Raw genomic sequence first — 12,591 nt, forward strand, 5'->3', positions numbered from 1 at the left:
CAAGGAAAGATGTGTAAGATGAGTAAAAAAAGCGTGTGGAACAAGGGGAAGCATAACGGTGGAGCAGGGTCAAAGCTTGGCAGTAAAACTATAGCTCCTATAATCAAGAGGTCAGAGGTTTCCACAGAGAACAATATCGAGAAGATTGATATTCATAATCCCGTAAACATTGTTAAACGGATGAACCGCGAGAATTGGGTGGAGAGACCACCTCGTAAGTGAGAATACAAGAATAAAGTCAAGATAAAATAACATACAATGAATTGCTGCTATCAATCCGGCAGGGGAGGGGTCCATGCTGAATAGCACATCAATCCGCCCTTGGGAGGAGCACCGATTCTGGGTGGAAATCCTCCAGGATCACGCTTATTTTGTTAGGGACCACCTCGCCGCACCGGAAACAAGCGCCATTCAAATCGCTCAATTCCACATTAACGCATTTCAAATGCTGCTTGACCATCTCAATGAGGTAGAACAAACCGCGAATCACAGCAGTCAGCAGATTATTGCCTTCTCCAGGATGGTTTTGCCTGTTGCCGAAGGCTATTACCAGTTTGAAGGCAATCTTCAGCGGCTCCGAATTGCGAACAAGATTAATCTTAATCTCTCTCCTACTTACTTGAACGGAACGCTCAACGAAAATCAAGAGTATCTGCGCATCTTAGCCTTTACTGTTGAAGGACGGCCGCCCGAGCCCTTGCCGCTGGTTGATTTAATGGATTTATGGCTGGAAGATCAACTCGGTCATGCTATATTACTCGTGAACGTGCTTGATCCTGCCGAATTCGGCGCAAGGGAACGATCGGAAAGGCATGCGCAAGTTTTTCGAGCGCTCTTTACCCAGAATGAAATCGTTCGAGGATATCTTAGGTTTACATCACCGAACTTCCCAGTTCATATTAAGTTAGCCCGGGATACGCTGGAGTCATGCGCACTAATAAAACCCTCCTTTTTAGACAATATACAACTTCCTTCTGACCCTCCAGTTATTTAACTATACCAAACCGTTTGATCGAAATTTCGGGCTTCAACACGATTTCCGCTTCCGCAAACGCTTCTGTCCAGCGATCTTCAACTTTTTTGAAATGTCGATACTGATAAGCTCTTGCATACATGCCAAAGCCGACGGGATCAACTCCTTTGCTTTGGCACAATCGAATGACCTCCGTAAATTTGTCCTTTAGCTCTTCCTTAATCGAATGAATAATGATTTCCCTGTCTTGCTCGAAGGTTCGATTCAATGTGTATTCCGTTAGGTTGATGGAAACCGGAATATTTACTGTAAAGTGAAACGATCCCCTTTGATATTCTGACCGAATTTTGGTCTTTGCACGGAGCATATCGAAGCTGATTTCATGCTCGCCCTTCTTAAAGCTATAGTTCAGCGGAAAAGATGATTCATTGCGAAGGAGAAGGAGCAGCGAAGACTGACTGTTAGATAGCTTAGTCCTGCGTTTGCCCTCCTTCGACAGAAGGACGGTACCCGTATTCTTTAGTCGCCCATCCTTTATTCCAATTTCAGTGACCGCGGGCGTCATGCCTTTGTTGTAGTGCAAATAGTTAAACCGTTCCAATGTTGTCTCGACGCTTAAGCCCTCTTTGTTCGCAAGATCAACAAGCTCATAAATATAGGTTGAAACCATCGGTCTTAATCTCTTCTTGATCGTAAATATGGATTCAAGCGGGGCCTCAGTGTATAGTAGAATCGCATCATTGGGATTGATCGGATCGCGAAAGTATACATTAAGCTCTTCAAACAGATTATGGGCAGAGAGGAATTTTTTCGTGAACAGAATCACTTGAATTTTACCAGCCAACAGTTGGCCAACCGAGTCCGAGAGCAGCAATCTACGATTATGCCGGAGGGAACGACCGACTTCGGATAATACAATTTCGTTTTTGCCTTCCACCTCGGGGAATATCGGGGCAGTAATGTAAGAACGAAGCTCACCTTCCTCCGTGCTGTCAAGCGCGTTTACCTGAATAATTATACTCTTATCCAGATCGATCCGATCTCCGCAACCCATCTGCAGAAGAAGTAAAAAGAGCGCTAGAACCAGAATGCTTCCTTTCCATAGCTTAAGTTGCTTCATAGTTCACTTCCTCCTTAATCGGTTTCCGAAGAAATAGAGTACGAACCCAGAGCAGAATAGGAAAAGCATATATAAAGTAAGCAATAAACGATGAAATTCTAGCCATGGATTGAATATCTCCGTAGCCCGGTTCAAAAAAAAGGGTCGTCCCGAATATGACAAGACAACTTATACGAAGTACCGGCACATGGCTTTGCTTCTTAAGGAGAAAGGATGCAGTCCTAGAACTTATAAACAAATACATGATAGAGGTGTAAGTGATTACGATTAAATAGTAGGGAAGAAATATGATCTCGAAGCGTTCAATAAAGGAAAACTCCACGGTTTTCAGAAGCTCGAGTGTCGGCCAGAGATGATGCTGGATCTGGTCAATATTAAAGAATACATAGGAAATTATTGTCACACCCAAATATAGTGTGGTACTTATTGTGTTCGCGATTACTAAATCACGGAACGCTTTCTCGGGTTTAATGTGGTGCGGATACAGAAAAAAAGAGACTTCTAGACCAAGATAAGAGAAGGCGGCTACCGGAACGCTCCTGAATACAGGGGTGAAGCCTTCCGGAAAAATAGGTAATAAATTAAGAATATTTGCATCTCGAAGCGGGAAAAACAGCATCGGATATAACCAAATCGAGCTTAGAAAAACGAACTCACCATAACGACCGAGTTCTCGCTCAGTACGGCGGCTCACCATATAGATCGGAATTAACATAAGAAGGGCAAGATTGTAGGACGAAACCTCTTGGAGAATCCATATTTGGATAAGGTATATGGCGTTAAACAAGACGATGGCGGCGGAATAGAAGGCATATAGCAACCATAAAAGGTTTAAGATCCACCCCAAGGGTCGTCCGAACAGTCGGTTAAGGATTTCCGGAAACGAGAGCCCGGGACACTTTCGAATACTATGAATGATAAAAAAGCTAAGAACGATTGTAAGTCCCCAGCTAATGACTAGGGATATTATACCGGCCGATCCTGACTTCTCGGCCAACTCACGTGGAAGCGTCAAAATACCGATCCCAACTTGCGTTTTGTAAATGGCTGCAATAAATTGTTTGGAGGTTATTTTTCCAGTTTGCATGGTTTCTTACCGTTCTCCTTTCGGTTTGTCACCACCGAAACGGCTGAGTACTTGTTGACTTACCGATTGCTTAGGGCGCAGCGAAATCGGTCTTTTGCGAAGCATCCGAGAGGGAAGCCGGACGAGCATATCTCTCCATTCAGAGGTATGGAGCGGAGCGAAGGGTGATCCGAACGGTGTGCGAAGGCTTTGCAATGAGATGATGTGCTCGGCAAGCATCATCATACCGCAGACGATTCCAACAGCCCCGAAGAGATAGGCAACGATCATGAACGGGAATCTCAACAGGCGGATCGCCGCGGCCATATTCTGCTGGGGCTGAATGAAGGAAGCGACAGCAGTAAAAGAAACAACAACAACCATGATATTGCTCACGATACCCGCTTGGACGGCTGCCTGCCCGATGACTATACCTCCAACAATGCCAACTGTTTGACCTACTTTGCTTGGCAAGCGGATACCGGCCTCGCGTAACATCTCAAGGACGATTTCCATGATAAGCGCCTCAAGGATCGGTGGAAGGGCACCTTCTCGCGTGAACGACCTATGCTCATAAGAAGGTCGATAGGTATTATTTCGTAATGATAAGTCAGCGTGGCAATATAAGCAGATGGCAAGAAAACCGCGACCAGGAACCCAACGATGCGGAGTATACGAATGAAGCTAGCTACCGGCCATCTTAGAACATAGTCATCAATGGATTGAAAAAAGCTTCCGAATGAAGAAGGACCAACAATAGCTCCAGAAGTCTTGTCGAGCAGCAATGCTATGCGGCCCTGCAATAAATGCGAAACAGTTACGTCCGGCCTCTCCGTAACGAAGAACTGAGGAAATATGCTAAATGAGGTATCCTCCACCCATTCCTCCAGAATACCGATATTAATAACCGCATCGATATTTATATTTTCTACGCGCCGAGCCATTTCATTAACCCATTCTTCGTTCGTCACGTCCTTAAGAAATAATATCCCGCAAGTTGTTTTTACCCTTGTACCAATCGTGATGGCACGACAAACAAGTCGTCCATCGTTAAGAAAGTAACGTATCATAGCCAAGTTGTCTTCAAAAGACTCGATGAACCCAACATGGTTTCCTTGTATGGCTGTTTCCGCCAAAGGCTCATCCGGTTGTCGTTTCGGATATTTTTTTACATCGTACATATTGGCTGCCGCTTCACCGTCATAGATTACGGAAAGAAAGCCGTTCGCCCATTCTTTTATCAATACTTCCCATTCGTCTGTTTGTATCGTCCCTAACCAAATCTTCGGTTCTATCTCATTCAAAGATGTTTGAGGGTTTAGAAGCGGCGCCAGAATCCGATCGTTGATCGCGTCGCTGTCCGTTATAGAAGACAAGTAGGAAATAACGAATTCCTCTTGGCCCCGGCAGAAGCGCTTGACCACTAAATCAGGCAATTCTTCGCGATAGCGGAGAAGGGTGTTTATGTTGGCGTCAATGCCGCTTCCCAGCTTGATTAGCACCGATTTCTGGTCTGACACAAGCAGTCCGCCTCCTATTAAGAGTTGTCTGGATATTCTTTTCTAAATGTTCCAAATTATTCTTTTCCCTTTATGTAAGTGTCCGATTACCTTTTTCTATAAGCATAATTAGACGAATGTAGGACAAAATTCCTTTAGGTGAATTACCGAGAAAAAATGCTAAGAATAGTTAGGTGATCATGGATGAACAAATTGGCTCGTCTCCTCATACTCTTTACGGTTATATTTGTAATTCCAAGCTGTACTAACATGTCCCATAAGGACGATAAGCACGAGCTTCTTCGAGCCAAATCATCCCAGGAGGGCAGCTCCAAAAAAGTCATATTCATAGTTGCGGATTCCATAATGTACCAAGCGATTGATCAGGGCATCAAACAAAAGTCACTTCCCACTTTTCAATATATGATTAACAACGGTCAGTACTATAAGGATATCGTTAGTTCTTTTCCCACCATGTCAGTCACCATCGACAGCTCGATATTAACAGGCACTTATCCGGACAAGCATCATGTTCCAGGACTGATCTGGTATTCCTCGGAGGAACGCAGACTCATCAATTACGGAACAGGACCCATGGAAACCTTGAAACAGGGTATTAATCCGGTTCTGAGCGATGAGTTCATCAATCTTAACGCAAAACATTTGAATCCCCGTATATCAACTATTTACGAGGATCTGGCACGGCTTGGACTGAAATCGGGTTCGGTTAACGGATTGATTTATCGAGGGAAAACGGATCATGTTCTAACATTCCCGCCATTGCTTCACATGCCGACGTCATTACCAAAACATATAAAAGTGAAAGGACCGGATTTGCTTTTTTTCGGCGCCTTTACTAATCCGCTGCATGGCAAGAAAAACTTGCCAGCCGGGTTAACTCAAAAAATGGGCTTTAATAATGAATACGCCATAGAAACAGTCAAACATTTGGTTATGAATAGTCAATTGCCTGACTTTCTGTATGTATACTTGCCAGACTTGGATCTACGACTTCACCGGAAAGGACCTTCGGATCTGAAAGGCGCCACCTCGCTGGACGGACAGCTTCGTTCCTTGCTTATGTCGTTCGGCTCAATGGAAGAAGCCATTAAAAAAGCGATTATTATAATCATTGGGGACAGCGGAATGTCATCAATTGTCCCTGCACGCCAACATCCGGTCATTGAGTTGCCGGCTCTATTGAAGAATTTCAATGTATTACAGCCTGGAGCAACGGTTAGCTCGGATACGGAAATCATTCTTGCGGTTAATGAAACGATGGCTTATGTATATAATCTGAAGTCAAAATCTAAACTAAAGAATCTTGTTGAGATCCTGAGAACCGAAGCACGCATGGATCTGATCGCGTGGGAAGAGAACGGGTGGATCCATGTCAGACGAGCAGGGATAGTTGGTGAATTCAGCTTCAAAGCAAATGGGAATGTGACCGATTCGTATAAGCAATCCTGGACCTTTGTTGGTAATGAACAGATTCTGGATCTCAAGCGTGATGAGAAAAACCGTCTGCGCTACGGCGAATATCCAGATGCAATGCGCAGATTGTCAGCCGCGTTCCACTCCCATAATGGCGATTTCATAATCGTTACGGCAAAACCGGGGTACGAGCTGGCTGGTCACAGCTATACCAACACATCGGGGCGGAGGCGGACATGGTTCATTCCATCGGACTGAATCGCTAGTTCCGATGCTCATTTGCGGAACCAATATTCAGCCGAAAGCTCATCGAATCGTCGACATTAAAAAATATTTACTTCAGCTTTTAGAATGAATATCGCAGGGGGCATCTCATGTATTATTTATATACGCACAACGATTTAGACGGAGTCGGTTGCGGGATCGTGGCACGGTTTGCTTTTGGTGAAAATGCGGAAGTACGCTATAACTCCGTTGACGGACTGAATCGTGAAGTTGAACGATTCCTAGAGCGAAAGAAGAACAAAAGAAAAAAGAACGACTTCTTATTCATTACCGACCTTTCGGTTAATGAAGAGAATAGTAAACGGCTCACCGAATTTGATAAAGCGGGAGCCCGGGTTAAACTGATAGACCATCATAAATCCGCATTGCATTTGAACCAATTTCCTTGGGCTACCGTTAACGTCAACTACGAGGACGGCCGCTTGGCCTCGGCGACTTCGCTTTTTTACGAGTATTTGCACCAGCAGGGATGGATCCAACCGACAGAAACTTTAAAGCAATTCGTAGAGCTGGTACGCCAGTACGATACCTGGGAGTGGGAGGCTAACGACAATCCGCAGGCCAAACGGTTGAACGATCTCTTCTTTATGTGGTCGATCGACGAATTCGAAGAAAAGATGTTAGAACGTTTGAGGATTCCAGGCGGTTTCTCGTTTAACGAATTTGAAGAAAAGCTGCTTGATTTAGAAAGTGAAAAAATCGAGCGTTATGTCCGGCGGAAAAAGCGGGAGCTGGTGCAGACATTCATTGAAGACCGGTGCGTCGGAATCGTCCATGCCGAATTATACCATTCAGAGCTTTCAAGCGAGTTCGGTAAGAATAACCCTCATATGGATTATATTGCTATTCTGAATATGGGCGGGAGAAAGATCAGTCTGCGAACGATTCATGACGAAGTGGATGTCTCCGAAATCGCTGGACAGTATGGAGGAGGGGGTCATGCGAAAGCATCCGGTTGTCCCTTGACGGTTGAAGCTTACAAGAAATATGTCGAAGGACCATTCGCGATCGATCCTATGCGACCAGACGAATCGCGAAACCGATTTAATGCCAAAGGCTCTGAATATGGTACCCTTTATGAGAACCGCGAGTCCGAACAATTCTATCTTTTCACAAATGGCCGGAGCTGGCTGATTGATCGGAATGGAGAAAAGCTGGAAGAGGTTTTCCTTTCCCATGAAGAAGCTGAACGTTTCATCAAACGACATCATCAAGCTTGGCTTGTTCGAGATGAACTGTTCGTGAAATATTTAATGGAGCATATGCTCTTTACGAAAAAAGAATTGGAGAGCGCACTTCATGGCTTGGAGTGAAATATAGAATGTGAGATAATCTAACATAGATGTTGCAATAAGCTCTTAAACGTCATAATATGTTACTTATTATAACATTTGTGTCTGTCATTTAATCGTCGTCAACGCGAACCGGACGCAGAACGTACACGGAGGTGTTGATATGAATATGACTGTAGAGCAAGCCTTGTCTGTCTATCCTTTATCAGAAGGCAAGCTGATTGCCGGATCGGCAGGGATAAACCGTATCATTAAAGCCGTTAATGTCATGGATGCTCCGGATATCGCGGATTGGATCAAGGAAGGTGAGATGGTTTTCACAACCGGATATTTAATCAAAGATCGTCCCGAAGATGCTTCCCATTTACTCAACAAGTTGCACCACCTCGGTTCCTCGGGCCTAGGCATTAAGCTTGGCAGGTTTTGGCAAACTATTCCGGAGCCGCTGATCGAACAAGCAAATAGTCTCGGGTTCCCTCTTATTGAACTTCCCTTTCAATTCACGTTCTCCGATCAAATGAACGGACTATTCCGTGAGGAAATGAAGCGGAATACAAGCGATCTCCAAGATTTGCTTGATAAACAAATTCGCTTGATGAGATTCGCGCTCCATTCCGGCCATATAAAGCTCCTGTTTGATTCGGTTTCCGAAGTGATAGGATATCCAATCGCGATAATTGGATCTCGCGGTCAAATTATGTATAACTCATCCGAGATTCCGGACAACGATCTGCTTGCGAAATGGCCGTGGCCGCAGCATCATCAATGCTTGAAAACCGAAGAGTGGCAAGCGTTCCGCGTACCTTTGTTGAAACAATCCCGGTGTACGGGATATGTACTGTTTTTTTATTCTCACTTGATGATATCCGCGCTGGAAGAGAGTTTGTATTTACAGGCTGCAGAACTCATATCCTATCATATGAATTTCAAATTCGAGGACTATTTCGAGTTATCCGCCGAGCGAGACTTCGGACTTCTGATTAAACGGTATTTGAAAAATGGTCTTCCTCTCGAAACCCTAGCAGAATACTCCGCGCGATGGGAGATTGATGTTTTCCATCAAAGTTATCAGTGCGTGCTCACTGATTTGCCAACCCCGCAAAGCGAAGGTGCGAGAGGGGACTTGTTGGAATCGCTGAAAACGGAATTTCTAAGCCACAGTCCGCTTCAGGAGCTGAAAGGCATCCATGTCGTGCTTGAAGAGGGTTTGTTATCCGTGTTCCCTGACGCGGCGGGCGATCGTGAATCCGCGATCTTGTCCGCACTGGGATCTTGTCTGAATGGGCTAAAAACCGAGACGGCGAATATTCCCCGCGCTGCAGTCAGCAGCTTAAAGAAAAAGCAGTCACAGCTATTGGATGCGTTTAACGAATGTAAAGAATCACACCGTCTGATCGTCGAGTTGGGTGTTTCGGATCGGATTGTCAAATTCGAAACGCTTGATCTGGTGTTTGTCTTCGAGCAGGTGTCCCGCGAGAGAATGCAGAAATTTTGCGACCGTTGGTTGGGCGGCCTATCTAGCCGCGATCCGGAATATGCGCGGGAAATGCTTCGTACACTAGAAACCTATCTGGATTGTGACGGTCAATTAAACGAAACGGCCAAAAAACTGTACATCCACCGCAACACGGCTACATATCGAATTGAGAAGCTGGGTGAGATACTGGATATCGATTTTAAGAAAGTGAATGACCTGCTGCGATTGAAAATCGCGTTTATGTTTAAGCGAATGTTGACGCAGGACTCGCTTTCCGCAGAACGTATCCGCTGATCACACCCCGTCCTAGGAGGAGAAACCATGACAACAACATTGATTCGCGGCGCGGTTATCTTAACAATGAATGCCGCTGATGATATTCTCGAAGCAGACGTGTTGATAATAGGGAACCGAATAAGTGAAATCGGGAAGGATCTAAAGTGCCATGCCGATCGCATCATCGAAGCCGGGGGCAAAGTCATGCTGCCCGGCTTTGTGCAAACGCACATCCATTTATGCCAGACTCTTTTCCGGGGCAGAGCGGACGATATGGAGCTGATTGACTGGCTGCGAAAGCGGATATGGCCGCTGGAAGCGGCTCATAATGAGGAATCCATCTACTATTCGGCCATGCTTGGCATTGGAGAACTGATCCGCAGCGGAACGACGACGATACTCGATATGGAAACCGTTCACCATACGAATTCAGCTTTTCAGGCCATTGAGCAAAGCGGAATAAGGGCTATATCGGGTAAGGTGATGATGGACTACGGAACCGAGGTACCGCTTGCGCTTCAGGAGAATACGCAGCGCTCCCTGGCCGAAAGCGTTGAATTGCTTGAGAAGTGGCATGGAGCGGCGAACGGCCGGATCGAGTATGCTTTTTGCCCCCGGTTTGTGGTGTCCTGTACGGAGGAGCTGCTCATTGGTGTTCGTGATTTAGCGGAGCGTTATGGGGTTAAGATTCACACGCATGCTTCCGAGAATCGGGAGGAGATTGCGATTGTTGAAGCGGAGCGCGGGATGCGTAACGTCGTTTATCTTGATCATATTGGTTTAGCCAAACCTAATTTAATACTGGCTCACAGCATTTGGCTTGACGACGAAGAGAAACGGATTATTAAGGATCGGGGAGTTAAGCTGACACATTGTCCGGGATCGAATTTGAAGTTGTCATCTGGGATTGCCGACATTCCCGACTTGCTGGCTAGAGGGATACCCGTAGGAATCGGCGCGGACGGGGCGCCCTGCAATAATAACCTAGATATGTTTCAGGAAATGCGTCTCACCGCCTATATCCAGAAGGTAAAACATGGTCCTGCGGTAATGAACGCGAGATCGGTGCTGAGGATGGCGACAATGGGCGGGGCGGAAGTTCTCGGCATGGAAGATCGGATTGGGAGTATTGAGGTTGGAAAGCTTGCCGATCTGCAGCTGCTTGATTTGGAGGATTTCCATGTGTATCCGTCTTATGATGCGGATTGGTTCTCTAGGGTTGTCTATGCTGCGACTCGGGGAGATGTGGATACCGTCATCATTGATGGGGAAATTGTAATGGAAGCGAAAGCCGTCAAAACCATTGATAAAGCGCGTGTGCTAAATGAAGCTGATCGTGTGCTGAGAGATCTTCTTACCCGTATTTGAGAGGAGAGCTGTGTATGGACACATACCGCATCTTAGAGTATTTGCGAGGCAATGAGGGTCCTGCCGTTCTCGCCACTGTAATAGCTGTGGAAGGACATAGTTATCGGAAGGAAGGGGCTGCAATGCTGTTTCTTCCAAACGGCGGGACAATAGGAAGTATCAGCCCGGGTTGTCTGGAATCGGATCTTGCGGAGAGGATGCCTGTCATTCTCGGAGATGGGAGCCCGGAGATTGTAACCTATAACATGAAGCCGGAAGAGGATCCGATCTGGGGTGAGGCGATCGGTTGCGGAGGGGTGATTCGGGTGCTGCTCGAATCCGTGCAGGGACGATTGCTCACAATACTTCGCAAAGCTTACCTGGAGGTGGATTCGGGTCGCGAAACACATCTGGTGAGAGAACGGAGGGGATCTCGAATCCGTTATAGCTTGGTTGGCGGTTATGTCCCGACGAAACCCATTGCGAGAAAACATGATATCCGTAATCAGTTATACAAGAGCATCTTTGTGCCTCGCCCGCGAATGATATTATTTGGTGCGGGCCAGGATTCCATTTTCCTTAATCTGACGCTTCAGCGTATAGGCTTTCGTGTAGTTGTCTCGGATTGGAGGACTGATCTACTGACCTCAGAGCGGTTTCCCGGTGCAGAGCTTGTGTCGGGTGTGCCGCGGGAAATCGTACACAGCTTGGTTGTCGGTCGGGATGATTACGTAGTGGTATGCAGTCACCAAATGCGTCAGGACAAGGAATTCCTGAGATTCGTATTGCCTATTAGGCCTGCTTATATCGGTATAATGGGGTCAAGAAAGCGAATAATCCACTTGTTGGATGGTCTTCCGGTCACTCCGAATGTCTACGCGCCGGTAGGGCTTGATATTGGAGCGGAAGGACCGGAGGAGATTGCGGTCAGCGTTGCAGCTGAGTTAATTGCAGTGCGCGCGAGCAAGAAAACAACCGCCTTAAGGGAGGGGGCTGAAGATGCGCATAGCGGGTATTTATTTAGCGGCGGGGCAGAGCAGGAGAATGGGTTATCCCAAAATATCCGCTGAATTGGCGTCTGGCCTGCCTCTAGGCAGAGCCGCTCTTCTTGAGTTACTCAAGCTGTGCTTGGATCCTTTTGTCGTGGTTGTTCGTCCGAGTGATTCTTTGGCATGGTTACCCTATCGAAATGTGGATGGGGGTACAAGTGCCGGCTACACGATCGCTGTTTGTTCGGATGCGCACGAAGGAATGTCGCAATCCATACGGTGTGCACTCCGAGAGATTGAGGTGCATTCCAACGAGGCTGAAGTGGACGCTGTTCTAATTACGCTGGCGGACAATCCGTTTATAACATCGGCTTTGCTTACGTCATGGCTGAGTGCTTTTCGTGAAGATCCGACATTGACTTATATAGCAGCGGAGTGGATGGGCAATCCGATGCCGCCGGTTCTATGGGGCAGATCGGCATTCGATGAATTGCGGAAGCTGGAGGGTGATGCGGGAGGCAGGCATTTATTCCATTCGGATAAATTCCGGGGATTACGGATTCCTATTGATGAGAATGCCGCAGTTGATGTAGATACTCCAGCGGATTTGAAGAGTGTTAGAGATAGGTGGCTAGAACAACTGTAGTTGCAGAAAGTGAAACTACAGTACTAAATCGGACGCCGAAAGGTGCTGCAGTTGTAGAAAGTGAAACTACAGTACTAAATTGGAGTTAATCTAAAAAGTAGACACGTTGTAACAGCGACCTGATACAATAAAATAACTAAAAAGGTCGAGGTGTGTCATGGGAGATCATCGTCAGCATTTTGATGAA

Annotated in this window: 12 protein-coding genes; 8 read left to right on the forward strand and 4 right to left on the reverse strand. The window is 46.3% G+C overall.

Annotation, left to right across the window (positions count from 1 at the left end; genetic code table 11):
• Positions 1–18 precede the first annotated feature (18 nt).
• Both ACESLK_RS18490 and ACESLK_RS18495 read left to right on the forward strand, forming a co-directional pair.
• Positions 19–222: a hypothetical protein gene (locus tag ACESLK_RS18490; protein ID WP_373231176.1), complete on the forward strand. Its 204-nt coding sequence runs from the start codon at positions 19–21 to the stop codon at positions 220–222.
• A gap of 73 nt (positions 223–295) precedes the next feature.
• On the forward strand, positions 296–994 hold the full coding sequence (locus ACESLK_RS18495; protein WP_373231177.1) for a DUF2935 domain-containing protein: 699 nt from the start codon (positions 296–298) through the stop codon (positions 992–994).
• Here the strand turns inward: ACESLK_RS18495 and ACESLK_RS18500 are convergent.
• Genes ACESLK_RS18500 through ACESLK_RS18515 form a run of 4 tightly spaced genes read right to left on the reverse strand, consistent with a single transcriptional unit; the run spans position 987 to position 4,679 of the window.
• Positions 987–2,093, reverse strand: a complete 1,107-nt coding sequence (locus ACESLK_RS18500; protein WP_373231178.1) for a Ger(x)C family spore germination protein — start codon at positions 2,091–2,093, stop codon at positions 987–989. The two genes, ACESLK_RS18495 and ACESLK_RS18500, sit on opposite strands and share 8 nt — an antisense overlap.
• Positions 2,080–3,180, reverse strand: a complete 1,101-nt coding sequence (locus tag ACESLK_RS18505; protein WP_373231179.1) for a GerAB/ArcD/ProY family transporter — start codon at positions 3,178–3,180, stop codon at positions 2,080–2,082. Before ACESLK_RS18505 ends, ACESLK_RS18500 begins: the two co-directional genes overlap by 14 nt.
• Positions 3,181–3,186: 6 nt before the next feature.
• A complete protein-coding gene (locus tag ACESLK_RS18510) occupies positions 3,187–3,675 on the reverse strand; it encodes a spore germination protein (protein WP_373231180.1) in 489 nt (162 codons plus the stop codon).
• A complete protein-coding gene (locus ACESLK_RS18515) occupies positions 3,618–4,679 on the reverse strand; it encodes a spore germination protein (protein ID WP_373231181.1) in 1,062 nt (353 codons plus the stop codon). The genes ACESLK_RS18510 and ACESLK_RS18515 overlap by 58 nt, the downstream gene beginning before the upstream one ends.
• Before the next feature lie 183 nt (positions 4,680–4,862).
• Between ACESLK_RS18515 and ACESLK_RS18520 the strand changes: the two genes are divergently transcribed.
• The 6 genes from ACESLK_RS18520 (at position 4,863) to ACESLK_RS18545 (ending at position 12,404) form a co-directional block, all read left to right on the forward strand.
• Entirely contained in the window at positions 4,863–6,350 is a 1,488-nt protein-coding gene (locus ACESLK_RS18520; RefSeq protein WP_373231182.1) for an alkaline phosphatase family protein, read from the forward strand.
• Between the two features lie 116 nt (positions 6,351–6,466).
• A complete protein-coding gene (locus ACESLK_RS18525) occupies positions 6,467–7,690 on the forward strand; it encodes a DHH family phosphoesterase (protein WP_373231183.1) in 1,224 nt (407 codons plus the stop codon).
• A 142-nt stretch (positions 7,691–7,832) separates the two neighbouring features.
• Positions 7,833–9,440 (forward strand): PucR family transcriptional regulator, encoded by a 1,608-nt coding sequence (locus ACESLK_RS18530; protein WP_373231184.1) that lies wholly within the window; start codon positions 7,833–7,835, stop codon positions 9,438–9,440.
• Positions 9,441–9,467: 27 nt separating this feature from the next.
• Complete coding sequence (locus ACESLK_RS18535; protein WP_373231185.1) at positions 9,468–10,790, forward strand: 5'-deoxyadenosine deaminase; 1,323 nt, start codon at positions 9,468–9,470, stop codon at positions 10,788–10,790.
• Between the two features lie 14 nt (positions 10,791–10,804).
• Positions 10,805–11,839 carry an XdhC family protein gene (locus ACESLK_RS18540; protein ID WP_373231186.1) on the forward strand — a complete coding sequence of 345 codons (1,035 nt, stop codon included), beginning with the start codon at positions 10,805–10,807 and terminating at the stop codon, positions 11,837–11,839.
• Entirely contained in the window at positions 11,769–12,404 is a 636-nt protein-coding gene (locus ACESLK_RS18545) for a nucleotidyltransferase family protein (RefSeq protein ID WP_373231187.1), read from the forward strand. The genes ACESLK_RS18540 and ACESLK_RS18545 overlap by 71 nt, the downstream gene beginning before the upstream one ends.
• The last annotated feature ends 187 nt before the right edge of the window (positions 12,405–12,591 follow it).

It is taken from the genome of Cohnella sp. (assembly GCF_041640265.1).
GTDB lineage: Bacteria > Bacillota > Bacilli > Paenibacillales > Paenibacillaceae > Cohnella.